Annotated in this window: 18 protein-coding genes; 16 read left to right on the plus strand and 2 right to left on the minus strand. The window is 44.7% G+C overall.

Annotated elements, in window-relative coordinates; translation table 11 throughout:
* Nucleotides 1-127 precede the first annotated feature (127 nt).
* Both dnaB and DFP75_RS10800 read left to right on the plus strand, forming a co-directional pair.
* Nucleotides 128-1,504 carry a replicative DNA helicase gene (gene dnaB / locus DFP75_RS10795; protein ID WP_110575484.1) on the plus strand — a complete coding sequence of 459 codons (1,377 nt, stop codon included), beginning with the start codon at nucleotides 128-130 and terminating at the stop codon, nucleotides 1,502-1,504.
* 93 nt (nucleotides 1,505-1,597) lie between these two features.
* Nucleotides 1,598-3,160, plus strand: coding sequence for a methyl-accepting chemotaxis protein (locus DFP75_RS10800; RefSeq protein WP_110575485.1), 1,563 nt, complete (start codon nucleotides 1,598-1,600; stop codon nucleotides 3,158-3,160).
* A 67-nt stretch (nucleotides 3,161-3,227) separates the two neighbouring features.
* On the opposite strand, the gene bioA is transcribed toward DFP75_RS10800, so the two are convergent.
* Complete coding sequence (bioA, locus tag DFP75_RS10805; protein WP_110575486.1) at nucleotides 3,228-4,514, minus strand: adenosylmethionine--8-amino-7-oxononanoate transaminase; 1,287 nt, start codon at nucleotides 4,512-4,514, stop codon at nucleotides 3,228-3,230.
* 71 nt (nucleotides 4,515-4,585) lie between these two features.
* On the minus strand, nucleotides 4,586-4,999 hold the full coding sequence (locus DFP75_RS18610; RefSeq protein ID WP_245927037.1) for a ComF family protein: 414 nt from the start codon (nucleotides 4,997-4,999) through the stop codon (nucleotides 4,586-4,588).
* Nucleotides 5,000-5,376: 377 nt separating this feature from the next.
* Here DFP75_RS18610 and bioB point away from each other — a divergent pair, with 377 nt between their 5' ends.
* The 14 genes from bioB (at nucleotide 5,377) to fliJ (ending at nucleotide 18,778) form a co-directional block, all read left to right on the plus strand.
* A complete protein-coding gene (gene bioB / locus DFP75_RS10815) occupies nucleotides 5,377-6,444 on the plus strand; it encodes a biotin synthase BioB (protein WP_110575488.1) in 1,068 nt (355 codons plus the stop codon).
* Nucleotides 6,428-7,624 (plus strand): 8-amino-7-oxononanoate synthase, encoded by a 1,197-nt coding sequence (gene bioF / locus DFP75_RS10820; protein WP_110575490.1) that lies wholly within the window; start codon nucleotides 6,428-6,430, stop codon nucleotides 7,622-7,624. The genes bioB and bioF overlap by 17 nt, the downstream gene beginning before the upstream one ends.
* A gap of 12 nt (nucleotides 7,625-7,636) precedes the next feature.
* Nucleotides 7,637-8,440: an alpha/beta fold hydrolase gene (locus DFP75_RS10825; RefSeq protein WP_110575492.1), complete on the plus strand. Its 804-nt coding sequence runs from the start codon at nucleotides 7,637-7,639 to the stop codon at nucleotides 8,438-8,440.
* A complete protein-coding gene (gene bioC, locus DFP75_RS10830; RefSeq protein WP_110575494.1) occupies nucleotides 8,424-9,242 on the plus strand; it encodes a malonyl-ACP O-methyltransferase BioC in 819 nt (272 codons plus the stop codon). The genes DFP75_RS10825 and bioC overlap by 17 nt, the downstream gene beginning before the upstream one ends.
* A 3-nt stretch (nucleotides 9,243-9,245) precedes the next feature.
* Nucleotides 9,246-9,923 (plus strand): dethiobiotin synthase, encoded by a 678-nt coding sequence (bioD, locus tag DFP75_RS10835; RefSeq protein ID WP_110575496.1) that lies wholly within the window; start codon nucleotides 9,246-9,248, stop codon nucleotides 9,921-9,923.
* 99 nt (nucleotides 9,924-10,022) lie between these two features.
* Nucleotides 10,023-10,493: a helix-turn-helix domain-containing protein gene (locus DFP75_RS10840; RefSeq protein ID WP_110575497.1), complete on the plus strand. Its 471-nt coding sequence runs from the start codon at nucleotides 10,023-10,025 to the stop codon at nucleotides 10,491-10,493.
* Nucleotides 10,493-11,647 carry a sensor histidine kinase gene (locus tag DFP75_RS10845; RefSeq protein ID WP_110575499.1) on the plus strand — a complete coding sequence of 385 codons (1,155 nt, stop codon included), beginning with the start codon at nucleotides 10,493-10,495 and terminating at the stop codon, nucleotides 11,645-11,647. Before DFP75_RS10840 ends, DFP75_RS10845 begins: the two co-directional genes overlap by 1 nt.
* 1 nt (nucleotide 11,648) lies before the next feature.
* Nucleotides 11,649-12,995, plus strand: a complete 1,347-nt coding sequence (locus DFP75_RS10850; RefSeq protein ID WP_110575501.1) for a sigma-54-dependent transcriptional regulator — start codon at nucleotides 11,649-11,651, stop codon at nucleotides 12,993-12,995.
* A gap of 67 nt (nucleotides 12,996-13,062) precedes the next feature.
* Nucleotides 13,063-13,425, plus strand: a complete 363-nt coding sequence (gene fliE / locus DFP75_RS10855; protein ID WP_110575503.1) for a flagellar hook-basal body complex protein FliE — start codon at nucleotides 13,063-13,065, stop codon at nucleotides 13,423-13,425.
* A 27-nt stretch (nucleotides 13,426-13,452) separates the two neighbouring features.
* Nucleotides 13,453-15,129, plus strand: a complete 1,677-nt coding sequence (fliF, locus tag DFP75_RS10860; protein ID WP_110575505.1) for a flagellar basal-body MS-ring/collar protein FliF — start codon at nucleotides 13,453-13,455, stop codon at nucleotides 15,127-15,129.
* Entirely contained in the window at nucleotides 15,126-16,139 is a 1,014-nt protein-coding gene (fliG, locus tag DFP75_RS10865) for a flagellar motor switch protein FliG (RefSeq protein ID WP_110575507.1), read from the plus strand. Before fliF ends, fliG begins: the two co-directional genes overlap by 4 nt.
* A gap of 7 nt (nucleotides 16,140-16,146) precedes the next feature.
* Nucleotides 16,147-16,953: a FliH/SctL family protein gene (locus DFP75_RS10870; RefSeq protein ID WP_110575509.1), complete on the plus strand. Its 807-nt coding sequence runs from the start codon at nucleotides 16,147-16,149 to the stop codon at nucleotides 16,951-16,953.
* A gap of 5 nt (nucleotides 16,954-16,958) precedes the next feature.
* Entirely contained in the window at nucleotides 16,959-18,290 is a 1,332-nt protein-coding gene (gene fliI, locus DFP75_RS10875; protein ID WP_110575511.1) for a flagellar protein export ATPase FliI, read from the plus strand.
* A gap of 53 nt (nucleotides 18,291-18,343) precedes the next feature.
* Complete coding sequence (gene fliJ / locus DFP75_RS10880) at nucleotides 18,344-18,778, plus strand: flagellar export protein FliJ (RefSeq protein WP_110575513.1); 435 nt, start codon at nucleotides 18,344-18,346, stop codon at nucleotides 18,776-18,778.
* Nucleotides 18,779-18,819: the final 41 nt, after the last annotated feature.

Below are 18,819 nucleotides of genomic sequence, written 5' to 3' on the forward strand. Positions count from 1 at the left end.
TTGCTTAAGAAAGGCGTTCGTCTTTCTTAAATAAGAGAAGGGGATCTTGCTAATGCAAGATGCCCTTTTTTTTCGGTCGTGCTAAGCTAATCCTCCGTATTTTTCTGTTTTTGTATGAGTATTTTACGTGCAACTAAATGATTCCGAAGTCGCTTCTATAAAATTACCACCGTATTCCATTGAGGCTGAGCGCTCAGTCGTTGGCGGATTAATGCTGGACCCACAGGCTTGGGAGAAAGTATCCGAACTTGTGATAGCGGATGATTTTTATCGACCAGAGCATAAATCAATATTTGCGGTAATTGCTCGTTTAGCTGATGAATCTGAGCCTATTGACGTTGTTACCATCGGAGAGCGTTTAGATAAACGTGGCGATTTAGAATCAATAGGTGGCATGCCCTATTTGATTGAGATCGCTGAAGCAACACCCAGTACATCCAATATTGCTGCCTATGCAGATATTGTTCGCGAACGTTCTATTTTACGTCGCCTTATTTCGACAACGAACGATATTTCAGCCAGAGCATTTCACCCAGAAGGCATGACCGCAGCTGAAGTGTTGGATGAGGCTGAACGCAAGATATTTCAGATAGCTGAAGGTGGAGAGAAAAAGGGCGGCCCAAGAATCGCTGCCGATATTCTGAGTGCGACCGTAGATAAAATTGATGAGCTTTATCATCAAGATGGTGCCATTACGGGCTTGAGTACAGGCTTTACCGATTTAGATGCGATGACTGCTGGTTTGCAGCCCGCAGATTTGATTATCGTTGCTGGCCGTCCATCCATGGGTAAGACGACTTTTGCGATGAACTTGGTGGAAAATGCCGCCATGATCAGCGACAAGCCGGTGATTGTATTTAGTTTGGAGATGCCTGCGGAATCATTGATGATGCGTATGCTTTCTTCTCTTGGGCGAATTGATCAGACACGCATGCGTTCTGGTCAGTTGGTTCAAGAAGACTGGGATAAGTTGATGTCAGCGGTAAAAATGCTCAAAGACCGCAAACTATTTATCGATGATACGGGTGGTATCAGTCCAACGGAAATGCGTTCTCGTGTGCGTCGTATTGCTCGGGAACACGGTGGTGTTGCTATGATTATGGTCGATTACCTTCAGTTGATGCAGATTCCCGGTTTTACCGAAGGTCGTACCAATGAGATCTCTGAGATTTCTCGATCTCTTAAAGCCATTGCCAAAGAAATGGACTGTCCGATGGTCGCGCTCTCCCAGCTAAACCGTAGTTTGGAGAATCGACCGAATAAACGCCCTGTTAACTCGGACTTGCGTGAGTCTGGAGCGATCGAGCAGGATGCCGATGTGATTTCTTTTGTGTACCGAGACGAGGTGTATCACGAAGACACGCCTCACAAAGGGATTGCGGAAATTATTATTGGTAAGCAGCGTAATGGTCCGATCGGTACTTGTCGATTGGCGTTTGTAGGTAAGTACACGCGCTTTGAGGATTTGGCTCCAGATGCTTATCGCGATTTTGATGATGAGTAAGTTTGTGTTGTGTTTTTAGTGTGTACATAGTTAGCAACAATTAAGCATACGTGATAAAAATAACGAATATAAAAAATATATCGAGAGTTGTTTATGCGAAAAATGCCTGTAACCGATAAAGAAAATGATTTTCCTGAAAGCTATGTTCTAGTTTCCAGTACGGATGTGAAAGGACGCATTACGTTTGTTAATGATGTTTTTTGCGAAGTCGCTGGCTATGAGCGAGAGGCTTTAATTGGCTCTCCTCATAACCTTATTCGTCATCCAGATGTGCCACCTGCTGTATTCGCCGATATGTGGGCTAACCTGAAGCAAGGTAAAAGCTGGATGGGGTTAGTAAAAAACCGTTGTGAAAATGGCGATCATTATTGGGTGAGTGCTCATGTGAGCCCATTGTTAGATGGCAGTAAAGTGATTGGCTATGAGTCGGTGCGTCGTAAAGCGACACGGGATGAAATTAAGCATGCTCAATCTATTTATGATCGTATCAATGCGGGTAAAGCATTGTTACCGACGTCAACAAAAGTGGCTGCCCATCTTAGTAATGCGACTTGGCCATTAATGTCTTGTTTCATTTTATTGGCGGTTCTGGGTTTGTTATCTAATGTGTTGGCGCTACAAATAGCTGCGCCTGTTTTGGCATTGTTAGGAATGTGGTTAACCTATTTCCAGGCTCAGGCGCTTAATTCAGTTGTGTCTGGTTTGTCGTCTGAAGCGAGAAACCCGATTGGTCAGTATTTATATTGTAAAACGGTCGGCGTTAAGGCGGCCATTAAGTTCGCTAAAATACATCAAGAAGCCGCAGGCAATACGTTCCGCTACCGTCTTAAGGAAGGGGCTGAACAGCTTCGTCAGCGTGCTTCTGAAGCGAAGTCGAGCGTGACTGGGAATTTGGCTAACTTCAATACACAGCGTAGTACTTTCCAAGATGTGGTAGCGGCAAGCTCCCAGCTATTGGCTAGCGTCACTCATGTTGCAGAGCATGTTCATGTGGCGGTTGAGGCCACAGAGTCGGTAGGTGACTTGTCGCGTGAAAGTCGATTGCTAGCACAGCAGACAGGCGAAACAATGCGTCAGGTTTACCATGATGTATCTGAGGCGAAAAAGGTTGTTGCGATATTAGCTGAACGCAGTGATAACATTAATGAAGTGGTTAATTCCATTAGTGATATCGCAGAGCAAACCAATTTGCTTGCTCTTAATGCGGCCATTGAGTCTGCCCGTGCTGGTGAGGCTGGACGTGGTTTTGCCGTTGTTGCGGATGAGGTGCGTGCGTTGGCGATACGTACTCAAAATGCTACGCAGAGCATCAATAGCATGACAGAAGAGCTGAAGAAAAATACGCTTGATGTTACGAATACCATTGATAAAGGGACGTTGGTCGCACAGGAAGGTGTCGACAGTGTGAATAAAGTTGCCGAGAAAATGAGTGATATTGAAACCGCTATTAAGCAGGTTGTGGCGATGACGGCACAAATTAATGTGTCTTCAGAAGAGCAGGCCGGTGTCGCTCGTGATCTTAATGATAAGATGCAAGACGTTGATGCGGTAAGTATTGAGAGTATTGCTCAGGCTGAAAATGTTGTCATCAACATTACTCATATTGAAGAAGAAGCCTATGAGCAGGGTAATCTTGCTGAACGAATGAAGCAGTAAATTAGGTATCTTAAGCTTATTGAAGCCCTTCTAGCTGCGATGCTTGAAGGGCTTTTTTATATCGGGATTAGCAAGCCTGTTCGCTAGCGATTTGGTGGATGGCTTTGCCGAGAGTACTGATTTGCTCTTTGCTGATTACGTACGGTGGCATTAAGTAAATAAGTTTGCCAAAAGGTCGTATCCATACGCCTAGTTCGACGAATTTTGGTTGTATTTCGTGTAAATTAACGGCATTTTTTAATTCTACAACGCCAATGCCGCCAAGACAGCGGATTTCTTTTACTTGTTCAAGCTGTTCACATGGTCCAAGAGCTTCCTTCATCCAAGTTTCTAGCTGCGTAATCTTTTCTGGAATATTGTATTCGCTTAATAGTGAGAGGCTTGCATTGGCTGCAGCACAGGCAAGAGGGTTTCCCATGAACGTGGGGCCGTGCATAAACACCCCATCATTCTCGCTGATTCCTAGGGCCACTTTGTCATTGGTGAGTGTGGCTGCTAGTGTCATATAACCGCCCGTTAGTGCCTTGCCGATGCACATGATATCAGGGCAAATATGGGTGTGATTGGTGGCGAAAAGCTTACCTGTTCTGCCAAAGCCTGTGGCAATTTCATCGAAAATCAACAATATGTCGAATTCATCGCAAAGTGCGCGGATCTGATTTAAATACTCCGGATTATAAAAACGCATGCCGCCCGCATTTTGCACGACGGGCTCGATAATGAAGCCTGCTATGCGTTGGTGGTTGTCTTCAAATGTCTTGCGTATTTCTTCAAGATATTCCGTTTTTACAGGTTCGTTCAGGCCTGTTGGGGGAGGGGATATAAAGTACTGTTGTGTTAGTGCGGCACTGAACAAGTTGTGCATGCCATTTTCAGGGTCGCATACTGACATAGCAGCAAATGTATCGCCGTGATAGCCACTTTTGGGAGTGACAAAAAACTGCTTGTTGGGCTTGCCTTGGGTGTTCCAGTACTGAATAGCCATTTTAAGAGCGACTTCAACAGAGACCGAGCCAGAATCGGAAAAGAAAACGCGTTGTAGTTCGCTAGGTGTTATTGCGACAAGTCTTTCGGCGAGTTCTATTGCTGGTTTGTGAGTTAGCCCACCAAACATAACGTGGGAGAATTGTGCTAACTGCTCTTGAATTGCCTGATTGATCGTTGGGTGGTTATAGCCATGAATAACACTCCACCAGGAAGACATGCCGTCGATTAGCGTTCGCCCATCATTGAGGGTTATTTCACAGCCTGACGCTTTTTCGACAAGGAAGTGAGGACTAGGTTTGCTCATCGATGTGTATGGGTGCCACAGCAGTTGCTTGTCTAAATCTAGGTATTCTTGATCTGTTTTCATGACGTTCACCATTGCTTTGTTGGGGGCATAGTAAACAAAGGAGCCTGCAATGACTAGGTGGTTTGAGTGGCTTATATTTGGTGCTCTTTGTCTGGCGTTCTCGCAATCACCCAAATATCGACCTGTTCAGCGCCCGCAGCTAATAATAATTTAGTGCAATGCTCTATAGTGCTCCCAGTGGTCATGACATCGTCAAATAGGGCGATGTGTTTAGCGATAGGTGAGGTAATTACATAGCTGTTTTTGGGCCCTTTTAGTCGCTCTTTGCGGCTTAATGAGTGTTGGGCTTGGGTATTCTTGATTTTTTTTATTGGGTTTTTCTTTGTTAGGCTTGGGCATTTATCTCCGAGTTGGTGTCTGAGCTCTCTCGTTAGTTGTGTTGCCAATGCTTTTGTTTGGCAGAAACCTCGTTCTTTGATTCGACTTGGGTGGCTGGGGACATAAAGCAGTTGCTCGGGCCAATGTTTACCTGAATATGACTCCATAAGATGCTCGCTTAATAAAGTGGTTAAAGGTCGAATATAGTGATTTCTTTGGTTGAATTTAACGCCATGAATCAGGTTTTTTATGATGCCTTCAAATCGGTAGGGGGCGACGCATACTTGATAAGCGGGAGGTGTGCTTTGACATTGTCCACATAAAATATTTGAGACATAGGTTGGGCGTTTGCATTGCAAGCAATGGGTATGGTTTGAAGGAAGTCCTTGTTTGCAGGATTGGCAGAGTGTGGTTTTGGCTTTTGTATGACAAATATAGCAAAGGTTTAAAAATAACCTGCTGTAAACCTCTGTTATTTTTGTGGTTGACAGTTTCTTCCAGTCCATTAGTATTGCTCCATAAATTTCTATGGATCGAGGATACTATGTCTTTAAGTACGTCTACAAATACTGTGAGCGGGCCGCGTTATGACTGGACGCATGCGGAAATAAAAGCTCTGTTTGATTTGCCTTTTATGGATTTGATGTTTCGTGCTCAGACAGTCCATAGAGAAAATTTTGCCCCTAATGAAGTGCAGGTCAGTACACTCTTGTCTATCAAGACGGGAGCTTGTCCTGAAGACTGCAAATATTGCCCGCAAAGTGGTCACTACAATACAGAACTTGAAAAAGAAAAATTAATGGAAGTTCAGAAGGTGCTTGAAGAAGCAGCCTTGGCAAAAGAAAAAGGCGCTAGCCGTTTTTGTATGGGCGCCGCATGGAAGCACCCTTCCGAGAAAGATTTTCCCTATGTACTAGAAATGATTAAAGGTGTTAAGTCTTTAGGTTTAGAGTCTTGTGTCACTCTTGGGACGCTAAACGATGAGCAAGCGCAGCGCTTGTCCGATGCAGGCTTGGATTACTATAACCATAACCTAGACACCTCCGCTGAGTTTTACGACAGTATCATCACCACGCGTACTTATCAGGACCGTTTAGATACACTGTCTCGTGTGCGCGATTCGGGTATTAAACTGTGCTGTGGCGGCATTATGGGGATGGGAGAAGAGCAGAAGGATCGCGTTGGTTTGCTGCGTCAATTGTCTTTAATGACACCGCACCCAGAGAGTGTGCCGATTAATATGTTGGTGAAAGTAGAGGGAACGCCGCTAGAAAATGTTGAGGATCTGGATACTTTTGAATTTATTCGCACTATTGCTGTGGCGCGTATTTTAATGCCGAAATCCCATGTTCGTTTGTCTGCGGGTCGACAAGGCATGAATGAACAAACTCAAGCTTTGTGTTTTATGGCGGGTGCTAATTCTATTTTTTACGGTGAAAAACTGTTAACGACTGGCAATCCAGAGGCAGATAAAGACATGGCGTTGTTTGCTAACTTGGGGATTAATCCTGAAAAACGTGAAGAGCATTCGGATGAAGCGGTGGCTGAAGCCATTGCAGCGCAAGCTGTAAAGCAAGAAGAGTCTAAGTTGTTTTATGAAGCCAGCGTCTGATACGCCGGATTGGGTGTTGGCGGCGCTTGAAGAGCGCCGCCAAAGGGACTTGATGCGCCGAACAATAACGCTAGATAGCCCTCAAACTCCACACACACAAATCCACTCTCAGCAATATACTGCGTTTTGCTCAAATGATTATTTGGGGCTGGCCAATCACCCGAAATTGATTAAGGCGATGTCAGATACGGCGAGCGTTTATGGCGTTGGTGGTGGTTCATCTCATTTGGTGTGTGGGCATTTATCACCTCATCAGGCGCTTGAAGAGGCTTTGGCAGACTGGTTGGGGTATGAACGGGTAATGCTGTTCAGTACTGGCTATATGGCGAATCTGGGAGTGATTTCGGCTCTTGCGGATAAACAACGTCCAGTTGTGCAGGATAAGTTAAATCATGCTTCTTTGATTGATGGCGCTTTGTTGGCACAAGCGCCTTTGCGGCGTTATTTGCATAGCAATGTGGCGAGTGCTCAGAAGTTACTTGCTAAATCTTCTTCTCCTGGTCTGTTAGTGACGGATGGGGTGTTTAGCATGGATGGTGATATTGCGCCTTTGGCTGAATTATCTCAGTTGGCAAACCAGTACGGCTGGATGTTCATGGTTGATGATGCTCATGGTTTGGGCTGTCTTGGTGAAAGTGGCAGAGGGTGTTTGTCTTTAGAAGGGATGGATGCTAAGCGTTTGCCTATTTTAGTTGGTACTTTTGGCAAGGCGTTTGGAACAGCCGGAGCCTTTGTTGCCACGTCACACGATTACGCTGAGTATCTTACGCAGTTTGCTCGTCCTTATGTTTATACCACCTCTATGTCGCCAGCGATTGCTGGAGCCACTTTGGCTTCATTGCAGCTTATCCAATCCGCAGAAGGTCAGGAAAAGCGAGAAAAACTGGCTCGACATATTGCTTACTTTCGTCAAAGAGTTCACTCCCTTCCGGTTGAGCTAATGCCATCAAATACGGCTATTCAGCCTATTGTTATTGGTGATAGTAAGGCTGCGATGGCAATTAGTGAACATTTAAGAGCGCTTGGAATATGGTGTACTGCGATTCGTCCACCAACAGTGCCTGTTGGTAGTGCGCGTTTAAGAATTACCCTAAGTGCTGCCCACTCTGAGGAAGATTTAGTGTTATTATGCGACTCACTCGAGAAAGTTTTAACAGTGACATCTTTAAACGCAACGTAATAGAGGGGCAGCATGCGAGTACGTATTGAAACAGAATCTTTTGGAAGCGCGTCGAATCAGGCTATTTTTATGGTCTCAGGTTGGGCTATGCCAAAAGAGGTGATGCGTTCTTTTGCTTTGCGCCTCAGTGAGCGGTTTTATGTGGTGGTGGCAAACTTACCTAGTATATCTCTTGATGAGCAATGGATTTCTCGCTCACGAATTGGGCCGAATTACGATATCGATGCCTTATCTGAGCAGCTTATAGAGGCGGCACCCGATGAAGCTTGGTGGATTGGTTGGTCTTTAGGTGGCATGGTGTCGACCTACGTAGCGGCTCGTCGCTCCAGTTGTGTGTTGGGGGTAATTACCTTGTCGGCTTCGCCTAGTTTTATTAAGCGTGACGGTTGGGATAACGCCATGTCTGTTGAAGACTTTGACGCCTTTGCAAGTTTGGTCGCGCAAACACCAGAAGAAGGGCTTAAACGCTTTGTTATATTGCAGACCAAAGGTGCTGAGAACGAGCGGGCTTTGATTAAACAGTTACAGGCTTGGTTGCCACTAAAAACACTAAATCGCCAGGCTTTGATCGGTGGCCTTAGGTTGCTGAGATCGTTGGATGTGCGCCGTGAATTGTCGTTGTTGGATCTCCCAAATTTACATCTATTTGGTGGTAAGGATGCATTGGTTTCTAGTCAATCTTTAGATCAGCAAATGGATGCAAACCCTTTGCAACAATGTGTTGTCTTGTCCAACTGTGCGCATCAGCCTTTTTTAGAAGATGAAGAGGCTTGCGTGCGTCATATAGAAAACTTTATCGATGCTAATAACCCCTGAAATATCAACGCTTAGCTATAAAAAACAATTGGCTAGGCGTTTTGACCGCGCTTCTTTGTCTTATGATGCCTATGCCGATTTTCAAAAAATTGTTTTAGAGCGGCTGGTTGCTATGCTGCCGGTAGAGGATGCAGAGGTTGTGCTTGATCTAGGTTCGGGAACAGGTCAGGCATTAGTCGCCTTGTCTGAGCAATTAACGCCAGCGTGTATGATCGCCCTTGATTTGTCGCCACAAATGTTGGCGGTTGCGAGTAAGCGCTTCCCTGAGCTAAAAAATGTTCATTTTGTTTGTGCTGATGCAGAACAATTACCTATCCAAGATGTTTCCTGTGATTTGGTTTTTTCTAGTTTGGCAATCCAGTGGTGCCTTAATCCTTTGGGGCTATTTAAAGAACTGTATCGAGTCACTAAACCTGGCGGCTATGTTGTTTTTTCAACTCTGTCTAAAGGTTCTATGCCAGAAATTAGTCAAGCTTGGCGTGGTCTAGATGACGCCGAGCATGTGCATCAGTACATGTCGCCAGAGGCACTGATGGATTGTATTAAAGAGTCTGGTTTGAACCTTTTTTCTTCTTTGTTATCTGATATTCCTATGTGGTTCGTTACACCAGAAGACGCTATTTATTCGCTGAAAAAGGTAGGGGCAAGTCTCATTGCTTCCGAGGGTGAAAAGCCAATATCGCCAAGTAAGTGGAAAGCGTTTCTAAATGAATATGAAAAACAAAGGGTTGAATTGGGTATACCGCTAAGTTATCAAGTTTCGTTTGTTGTGGTTCAACGACCTTTTAGTATTCAGGAGTAATGGGTGAAGAAGCGTTTTTTTGTTACGGGTATCGATACGGATGCTGGTAAAACTCATGTCACAGTAGGTCTGTTAAAAGCGGCTAAGCGTGCAGGCTTGAAATCGATCGGGTTAAAACCTATTGCAGCGGGCGCTGATCGTGTTGATGGCAATCTACGTAATGATGATGGCTTGCTCATACAGCAGGCCAGTAGTGTTAAATTGGCTTATGAACAAGTGAACCCTGTGGTTCTTGAAGAGGCTATAGCTCCTCATATTGCGGCGATGAAGGAAGGGCGTCTTGTCACAGCTTCGCGTTTGGAGGGTTACATAAAAGGTGCCTTGCTAACGCCTCATGAATTTGCGCTAGTTGAAGGCGCTGGTGGTTGGAGAGTGCCATTAAATGATAGAGAGATGTTATCTGATGTGGCTAAAGCCTTAGGTTTTCCGGTTATTCTGGTTGTTAATATGAAGCTAGGCTGCTTGAATCATGCGCTATTGACTGCTGAAGCTATTTTGCGAGATGGCCTTACTTTGGCAGGGTGGGTAGCAAACACAGGGCCGGAGACAATGCCTTTTTATGATGAAAATGTCGCAACATTATCTGCAATGTTGCCCGCTCCCTTGTTAGGTGCCTTGCCTTGGGGAGTGGAAAGTGAAGAGGTTGCCAAGGTGTTTGATGAGTTGCTTTCGGCTTTATAATAGCGAATTGATGTTATTAGCTGGCGTGAAGCGCTTGAAAGTGAGTAAAATCAACGCATTATAATGGTAGTGACTGTATATTTTGATTGAGGTGATGGTGTGAAGGCTTGGTTGTGTGGATTGGACGATGAAGAAACGTCGAGCGTGTCCAGCATTCTGACCTTTATCGGAATTGACTATAGCACGTCTTTGAATTCGCTTTCTTTGCCCGATTTTGTTGTGCTGGGAAAAGCGGTCGATTCTTTTGAGCTTGATGAGATGGTGCCATTGATCTCACTCAGCCCGAGAGAGAAGAGCGCGGATGACTTTAATGTTTGGTTTTGCCCTTTGCCTTGGCGCTCCCAGTCACTGTCTCTTGTTTTAAAAGAAATTAAGCAGCTGCATACTTTTCCCCAAGCCTCTGGCGTGAATTTAAATTTGCATGTTCGTCATCTCGAAGCACTTCTCATTCGCCAAGCTTTAGTGTCTACTCAAGGTGTTGTGTCTAAAGCAGCGCAAAATTTGCAAATACAGCGCACCACACTGATTGAAAAAATGCGTCGCTATAATATTGATAAATCGGAGTTTTAGTGACAAAAGATGAAGAAATTGCGGAGTTAAAAGCCGCGTTTAAAGCCTTCTCTGAATCTTCTGATGTATTGGCAAAGTCATATGTGGACCTTCAGCATGAAGTGGCTCGATTATATGACCAATTAGAGAAACTTGAAGAGGATAAGCGTCAAGAACAAGATAAAAACCGTGTGCTGGTGTTGCAGTTTCAACAGTTGTTTGAGTCTATGCCAGTCGGGGTTTTATTGCTCAACGAAGAGGGTGTGGTTGTAATGGCCAACCCTGTTGCCGATCGCTTATTCAACCTGCCTTTGGTTGGTCAGTCATGGGGCAGTATTGTTCCGCTTAGCTTTCGCCCCCAAAAAGACGACGGCCACGATGTTAGTATGGTTTCTGGGCGAAGAGTCCGCGTAGAGACCGCGTCTTTAGGTAATGTGCCTGGGCAGCTGGTTATTTTGGTTGATTTAACTGAAGCGTATTTGCTGCAAAAAAAGCTTAGTCATCATGAGCGACTGTCTAACATGGGGAAAATGGTGGCGGCTTTAGCCCACCAGATTCGAACCCCTCTTTCGTCAGCTACTTTGTATGCTGGGCATCTACAGAAACCAGACCTTGCCCCCGTTATGCGACAGACATTCGCGAACAAGTTAGTCGATAGGTTAGGTAATATCGAAAAGCAAATTCGTGACATGTTGATTTTTTCCCGTAGTGAGATAAAACTAGATGAAACAATCAGTGTGACGGCTTTTATAAAAGAGCTTACAGCGCAAAGCCAAGAAATTTGCGACCAAAGAAATATGAAGTTTGAAGTTGCAGGGGCTGAATTTTTAGCGACGGATTGTATTCAGTGTAATAAAGAAACATTATTAGGAGCATTACTAAACCTTGTAAATAATGCGGTAGATGCGCAGTCGGAAGGAGGTTTAGTACAATTACATTGGCGTAATAGTCATGGGTTTGTAACGCTTATGTTTAAAGACAGTGGCGTTGGCATGTCTAAAGCGCAGTTGGAACACGTTCAGGAAGGTTTTGTAACGACAAAACAACATGGCACAGGATTGGGTTTGATGGTGGTGAAGGCCATTGCTCGAGCCCATCATGGGCAATTTGAAATAGACAGTATAGAAGGCACTGGAACGACCGCCAGTTTTACGTTGCCTCTAGTAAGGGTATGAAATGTCTGATGTTAAGTTATTGATTGTAGAGGACGACAAAGGGCTTGCTGAAGCGCTAGAAGATACACTGATGTTGGCAAGTTATCAGTGCAAAATAGTCTATAGCGCTGAAGAGGCGATAATCGCACTCAAACATGCTCCATTTGATATGGTGGTTTCTGATGTTAACCTTCCTGGAATGGATGGTTACGGGTTACTTCATCATGTTATAGATACTTACCCTGAATTGCCTATTATGTTGATGACCGCATATGGTGATATTGCGCATGCTGTAGAAGCCATGCGTGATGGTGCGGTTGACTATTTGCTAAAACCATTTCAAGAAGAAGAGCTGCTTAATGCCATTGCAAAATACACCGTAAAAGCAGCACCTTCTGTCAATCTTCAACCTATCGCCAAAGATCCAGCGAGTATTGCTCTGCTTGAGTTAGCAAAGCGTGTTGCGGTAACCGACTCGACGGTGTTGATTTGTGGCGAAAGTGGTACAGGTAAAGAAGTACTTGCCCACTATATTCATCAAAATTCAAGCCGACCCAATGCGCCTTTTGTGGCAATTAACTGTGCGGCCATTCCTGAAAACATGCTGGAAGCCATATTATTTGGGTATGAAAAAGGTGCATATACTGGAGCGGTGTCATCTCAAGCTGGTAAATTTGAGCAAGCCAATGGCGGTACTCTGTTGTTGGATGAAATAACTGAGATGGATGTCGGTTTGCAGGCGAAATTATTACGTGTTTTGCAAGAGCAAGAAGTAGAGCGCCTCGGTGGTAAAAAGTCGATTCCCTTGGATGTTCGTATCATTGCTACGACAAACCGAGATCTTGCTGATTATGTGCGAGAAGGTGGCTTTCGAGAAGATTTATACTATCGCTTGAATGTCTTTCCGTTGCGCTGGCAGCCCATTCGCGAGCGTAAAGGGGATATTTTGCCTATTGCTCAGCATTTGTTGGCGAAGCATGCTTCGAAAATGCGCATTGCTGGCGCCACATTAAAACCGTCAGCACAGAGCAAATTGGAATCTCACCCTTGGCCGGGGAATGTCCGCGAGCTGGATAATGTGATTCAGCGTGCTCTTATATTAAGTCCAAATGCGCAAATTAATGAAGATCACATTGCCTTTGATATGATGAGCTTAACGCCTGCGGCGACAGAAGCGGTTGTGGATGAAGACAGTGCGGCTTCCATTTTGGGCAAAGGTGTTCAGCAGCATGAATTCCGAATTATTGCTCAAGCTCTTATAGATGCAAATGGTAAGCGTAAAGTGGTCGCAGATAAATTGGGGATTAGTCCAAGAACGCTGCGCTACAAAATTGCTAAAATGCGTGAAAGTGGCATAGATGTAGATTGATTTTTGTATCTTGTTTTAATTAGCTTTATGCTAAGCTGTACAAATGTGATTTTTTAGGTGAAAAAACATGATTACTGGTCGACCAGACATTAATCAGGTGTTATCTCAAATGAGAGAAATGCAGTCGCAAGTTCAAGCGCCTAGCTCCTCTGTGTCTAATATCCCCAAAATAGGTGGTGAAGGCGACAGTGGTCAGGCTGTTGAACGAGCAGATTTTGCAGAAATGCTAAAAAATGCGGTCAATAACGTGAATACTTTGCAAAAAGAATCGACTCAGTTAGCCCAATCCTACGAGCGCGGTGATGAAGGGGTTGATTTGCCTCAAGTCATGATAGGTCTGCAAAAGTCGAGTGTGTCATTTGAAGCAATGACTCAGGTGCGTAATAAACTTGTAGACGCGTATGAAAAAATCATGAATATGCCAATTTAGGCATAATAAACCGCTTGGCGCTTTTTAATGGATAATATCCCTGCAGAACAATCGGAGCAAAAGCTCTATCTAGAGTTGGTTACCGGCTTTAATAAGTTAACGGTGATACGTCAGCTTGCCTTAATGGTTGGTTTAGCTGCCTCTATCGCTATAGGATTAGCCGCTGTCTTATGGAGTAACGGCCCAGACTACAAACCTGTATTAAGTAGCATTACCGATTACAATGCAGATCAAATCGTTGAAATTCTTAGTGTTAATAATATTCCTTTCAAATTAGACCAAAATACCGGTGCGTTGCTTGTTGAATCTGATTTTTATCATCAGGCTCGCCTCAAGTTAGCGGGGTCAGGTATTGTTTCCGACAACATTGTTGGTATGGAAATAATGGATCAAGAGCAAGGGCTTGGCACATCTCAATTTGTAGAAACGACTCGATATCGCCGTGGCTTAGAAGGTGAGTTAAGCCGAACCATATCAAGTTTACAAAGTATTAAAAGTGCTAGGGTGCATTTGGCAATACCGAAAGAGTCCGTTTTTGTCCGCGATACACGAAAACCATCTGCATCGGTATTCTTAGAGCTGTATCCTGGAAGACGTTTGGACAGAAGCCAAGTTGAGGCGATTGTTAACTTAGTGGCTTCTAGTATTTCCCAATTAAGTGATAAAGATGTCACTGTTGTAGACCAGCGCGGCACTTTATTAACTGAGAAAGACTCTGATTCTGAGCTTTCTGTTGCTGGAAAGCAGTTTGATTACGCTCGTAAAGTAGAAGATGTATTGCTGCAACGAGTGAATAATATTCTTGGGCCTGTTGTGGGTCAGGGACGTTTTAAAGCAGAAGTGTCTGCGGACGTTGACTTTACCGCGGTTGAAAAAACAGACGAACAATATAACCCAGATTTGCTGGCGCTAAGAAGCGAGCAAACATTACGAGAAAATCGAAGCGCAGGCGCCAATGCTGGCGGTATTCCAGGGGCTTTGACCAACCAGCCTCCAGGTGCGGTGACAGCGCCTGAAGCGGTTGATGAAAATGGCGCGCCAATAGGTGGCGCTTCCACCGGTGTAAACGGACAATCCCGTGAAGAAACAACACGAAACTTTGAGTTAGACCGAACTATTAGCTATACCAAGCGCCAGCAGGGTATGGTTAGGCGTTTGTCTGTTGCGGTAGTGGTGGATGATTTGGTGAGTTTAAATCCAGATACTTCTGCAATTGTAAGGACGCCATGGAATGACGACGAACTTGGTCGATTAACGCTCTTAGTGCGTGATGCGGTCGGCTATGATCCTTCTCGTGGCGACAGTGTGAGTGTTATTAACTCTCCATTTGCTTTGCCAGACCCAGAAGAGCCGGCGGTTGAAGTGCCTTTCTATCAGCAAGCTTGGTTCTTGAATCTTATTCAGCCAACCTTGGTTGGCATCTTTGTGTTAATACTATTGCTTGTCGTGGTTCGACCAATTCTTAAAACACTCAGCGATCAGAATAAGATTGCCGTGACAGAAGACACCGAAGCAGCTATTTTTTCTGATGAGACAGACGAAATATCGGACGATCAGGTTTCCTTAGTAAGTGCAGAAGATATATTAGTTCCTGGATCACCAGAGAAAATTGACCGACAGCTTAACGCTATTCGTGGATTAATTGCCGAAGAGCCAGAGCGTGTCGCTCAAGTCGTTAAACAATGGGTAATGGAAAGCAAATGAGTGATACTGGCCAAGGTGCAGATTTAAGTTCAGTTCAAAAGGCAGCCGTGCTACTTATGTCGCTGGGTGAGTCTGATGCTGCCCAAATATTGAAGCATATGGGGCCTAAAGAGGTTCAACGTATTGGCCAGACTATGGCTCAGTTATCCAATATTCAACGACATCAAGTTGAGAAAGTATTGGATGATTTCTTGGTATTAGTTGGAGACCAAACTGGGTTAGGGCTTGGTGCCGATGGTTACATTCGTAACATGCTAAGAGAAGCCCTAGGTGAAGAAAAAGCCGGCAGCTTGATCGATCGGATTCTATTAGGCGGAAATACAACCGGTCTTGATACGCTTAAATGGATGGAGTCTCGTGCTGTTGCTGATGTTATTCGTTATGAGCACCCGCAGATTCAAGCCATCGTTATTTCTTACCTAGATCCAGATCAGGCCGCTGATATCCTTGCGAATTTTGATGAGCGAGTACGTTTGGATATCGTGTTGCGTGTGGCCGCCTTAGAAACGGTTCAGCCAGCGGCATTGCAAGAGTTAAACAATATTCTTGAGCGTCAGTTCTCTGGTAATAACTCAACCCAGTCTACAACTATTGGCGGTGTTCGTACGGCAGCCAATATCATGAACTTTATCGACAGCTCTGTAGAGTCTGAATTAATGGAATCTATTCGTGATGTTGATGAAGATCTTGCTAATACAATTCAGGATTTGATGTTTGTATTTGATAACCTTATGGATGTGGATGATCGCGGCATTCAGGTTATTCTTCGTGAAGTTGAATCTGAAACCTTGATTCTTGCCTTGAAAGGCGCAGATCCCGATATGCAGGACAAAATTTTCAAAAACATGTCTTCACGTGCTGCCGATATGCTTAAAGATGATTTGGAAGCGAAAGGCCCTGTGCGTGTAAGTGAAGTGGAAGTCGCACAAAAAGAAATATTGGCAGTTGCCAGACGCCTTGCTGATAACGGAGAAATCGTTCTCGGTGGCGGCGGTGAGCAGATGGTTTAGTTAGAGCATGTCAGATCAAAAGCAGGAAAAAAACGAACGTAAGTTAACGGCTTACGAGCGTTGGGAACTTCCTCACCTAGAAAATAATAATCCGGTGACCAATTCTGGTCCAGCGATGTTGATTCAAAAGAATACAGTTGTCACCAGTGAAGAGGTCGATGAAGACTCTTTGGTGTATGAGCCGCTAACCGCTTCTCAATTAGAAGAAATTCGTTCGGCCGCCTATGAAGAAGGTTTCATTCAGGGTGAAGAGGAAGGCCATAAAAAAGGTCATGCCGATGGTTTTTCTAAAGGCGAAGTGGATGGCTTTGAGAAAGGTCATGAAGAAGGTCGTTTAATTGGCCTAGAAGAAGGCAAAGAGCAAGCTCGTGAACAGGCGAAACTACAATTTGAAGCGCTTGAGGCTTTATTGAGTAAGGCTGTGCAAGAATTGACGCATCCATTGGAAGAGAGCCGAGAAGCAGTAGAAACGCTTTTGTATCAGTCAATGACGCGTATTATCGAAAATGTTTGTCTTTCTACAATGTCTCAAGATGGCCATAGTGTGCTTAAAAAGCAGCTTTCAAGAGTATTTGATGAAATTGGTGAATACGAAGGTCGTGTGAAACTTCGACTTCACCCTGATGATGTGTCTATTTTAGAGGAGTTGGGGGTTAAAGATAGACTAACCATTCAGCTTGAAACGGATGAATCGCTTATCAGCGGTGGTTTTGTTCTTGATTCTAAATCCTTTCATGTCGATGGGCGCGTCGAGCAACGACTTGACGCTGTATGTGATGAACTTCGTAATCTATCCTTTGCTGAGCAGGATTAACTGCTGTGTCTACGCTTAAAGAGCGATTTAACAAACTAAGTCATGTCTCATTAACAAGGTTGCCTCCTCAAATAGAAGGCAAAGTGACCCGCATGGTTGGTTTGACCATGGAGGCGGTTGGCTGTGTCGTGGCGTTGGGAGATCGCTGTTCGGTACAAGTCAGAAAAGACCGCTGGGTGGAATCCGAGGTGGTTGGGTTTACCGGTGATTTAACTTATTTAATGCCAACAGAAGCAATAGAAGGGATTTCTCCTGGTGCTCGGGTGCGTCCTTTACTTGGTGATAGCCTGATGCCTGTGGGGGATGAGTTGCTCGGCCGTGTTGTGAATGGCTTAGGCAAGCCTTTGGATGGTAAAGGCAAAATCAAAACTAAGGATTCTGTTAGCCTGCACGGTGATGTGATTAACCCGTTGCAAAGGAAGCCTATACACGAGCCATTGGACGTCGGAATTAAGGCGATCAATAGCCTGTTAACGGTTGGTAAAGGACAGCGTTTAGGGCTTTTTGCCGGCAGTGGTGTGGGTAAGAGTATGTTGCTTGGGATGATGACCAAGTATACAGAAGCGGATATTACTGTGGTTGGCTTGATTGGTGAGCGTGGCCGAGAAGTAAAAGAATTTATTGATCAAATACTTGGTGCTGAAGGTCTTGCACGTTCGGTTGTGGTAGCTTCTCCTGCGGATGACTCAGCATTGATGCGATTGCGCGCAGCGATGCTTGCCACTCGCATTGCTGAGTATTATCGTGATCAAGGTAAAAATGTTCTGCTGCTAATGGACTCTTTAACTCGTTATGCTCAAGCACAGCGGGAAATTGCACTGTCAGTTGGAGAGCCCCCAGCAACAAAAGGGTATCCGCCTTCGGTTTTTTCTAAACTTCCACAGTTGGTTGAACGGGCTGGTAATGGCTGCGAAGGCAGTGGCTCAGTAACCGCATTTTATACGGTATTAACTGAGGGGGATGATCAGCAGGATCCTATTGCTGATGCGTCTCGAGCTATTCTAGATGGCCATATTGTGTTGTCTCGACGCTTGGCTGAAGAAGGGCATTATCCGGCTATCGATATAGAGGCTTCTATTTCTCGAGCTATGCCGCATATTGTCAGTGAAGATCATTTATATGGTGCCATGCGAGTTAAGCAGCTGTATTCAAAGTTCCAGCAAAACCAAGACCTTATTTCTGTCGGTGCTTATGCCCGTGGTAGTGATCCGGATTTAGATCAAGCCATCTTGCAAATGCCAGATATCAGGGAGTTTCTACAGCAATCCCTTACTGAAAGCTTCAGCATAGATGAGAGTTTGCAGGCTCTTGTGACGGCAATGACGAAAGCGCAGTAGACGCCAGCTTATAAAAACGTCTACTATTTAGTGAGTTTCAAAGTGGAGTGGGCATGAAAAAATCACAGCGAATGCAGATTCTAGTCGATCTTGCTAAACGCAAAGAGGACTCTGCTGCTCAGCAATTAGCGCGTGATAAAGCGAAAGTGCTTTATGATGAGCAAAAGTTGCAAGAGTTGCGCGAATACGCGGAACAGTATGAATCAGAGCGAAATCTTTTAGGTTTGAGTGCGTATTTAACGACCAACTATCAGCACTTTGTGACGCGAGTTCAGCAAGCGATAGCCCAGCAGGAAGCCGCTATTGGTCGATCTGAGCAACAAGCCAATATGAGTATGCGTCGCTGGCTGCAAGCTCGTACCAAAACGAAAAGCATGGATTGGCTTAAAGAAAAAAATCACAAAGCAGAGCTGCTTGTGGAGACTAAACAAGAACAACGACAAAGTGATGAATTTGCTATGCGCCGCTTTTTAGATAGTTTGCGATAGCATTCAAATTGTATATTTAGACAGCCACTTGGCTCATTGTT

The sequence above is a fragment of the Marinomonas alcarazii genome, from assembly GCF_003208215.1.
GTDB lineage: Bacteria > Pseudomonadota > Gammaproteobacteria > Pseudomonadales > Marinomonadaceae > Marinomonas > Marinomonas alcarazii.

What these genes read in the sequence shown, in the direction of transcription:
- DFP75_RS10800 (WP_110575485.1), top strand. Translation starts at nt 1,598, where the DNA reads ATGCGAAAAATGCCTGTAACCGATAAAGAAAATGATTTTCCTGAAAGC.
- bioA (WP_110575486.1), bottom strand. Translation starts at nt 4,514, where the DNA reads ATGAAAACAGATCAAGAATACCTAGATTTAGACAAGCAACTGCTGTGG.
- DFP75_RS18610 (WP_245927037.1), bottom strand. Translation starts at nt 4,999, where the DNA reads ATGGAGTCATATTCAGGTAAACATTGGCCCGAGCAACTGCTTTATGTC.
- bioB (WP_110575488.1), top strand. Translation starts at nt 5,377, where the DNA reads ATGTCTTTAAGTACGTCTACAAATACTGTGAGCGGGCCGCGTTATGAC.
- bioF (WP_110575490.1), top strand. Translation starts at nt 6,428, where the DNA reads ATGAAGCCAGCGTCTGATACGCCGGATTGGGTGTTGGCGGCGCTTGAA.
- DFP75_RS10825 (WP_110575492.1), top strand. Translation starts at nt 7,637, where the DNA reads ATGCGAGTACGTATTGAAACAGAATCTTTTGGAAGCGCGTCGAATCAG.
- bioC (WP_110575494.1), top strand. Translation starts at nt 8,424, where the DNA reads ATGCTAATAACCCCTGAAATATCAACGCTTAGCTATAAAAAACAATTG.
- DFP75_RS10850 (WP_110575501.1), top strand. Translation starts at nt 11,649, where the DNA reads ATGTCTGATGTTAAGTTATTGATTGTAGAGGACGACAAAGGGCTTGCT.
- fliE (WP_110575503.1), top strand. Translation starts at nt 13,063, where the DNA reads ATGATTACTGGTCGACCAGACATTAATCAGGTGTTATCTCAAATGAGA.
- fliF (WP_110575505.1), top strand. Translation starts at nt 13,453, where the DNA reads ATGGATAATATCCCTGCAGAACAATCGGAGCAAAAGCTCTATCTAGAG.
- fliG (WP_110575507.1), top strand. Translation starts at nt 15,126, where the DNA reads ATGAGTGATACTGGCCAAGGTGCAGATTTAAGTTCAGTTCAAAAGGCA.
- DFP75_RS10870 (WP_110575509.1), top strand. Translation starts at nt 16,147, where the DNA reads ATGTCAGATCAAAAGCAGGAAAAAAACGAACGTAAGTTAACGGCTTAC.
- fliJ (WP_110575513.1), top strand. Translation starts at nt 18,344, where the DNA reads ATGAAAAAATCACAGCGAATGCAGATTCTAGTCGATCTTGCTAAACGC.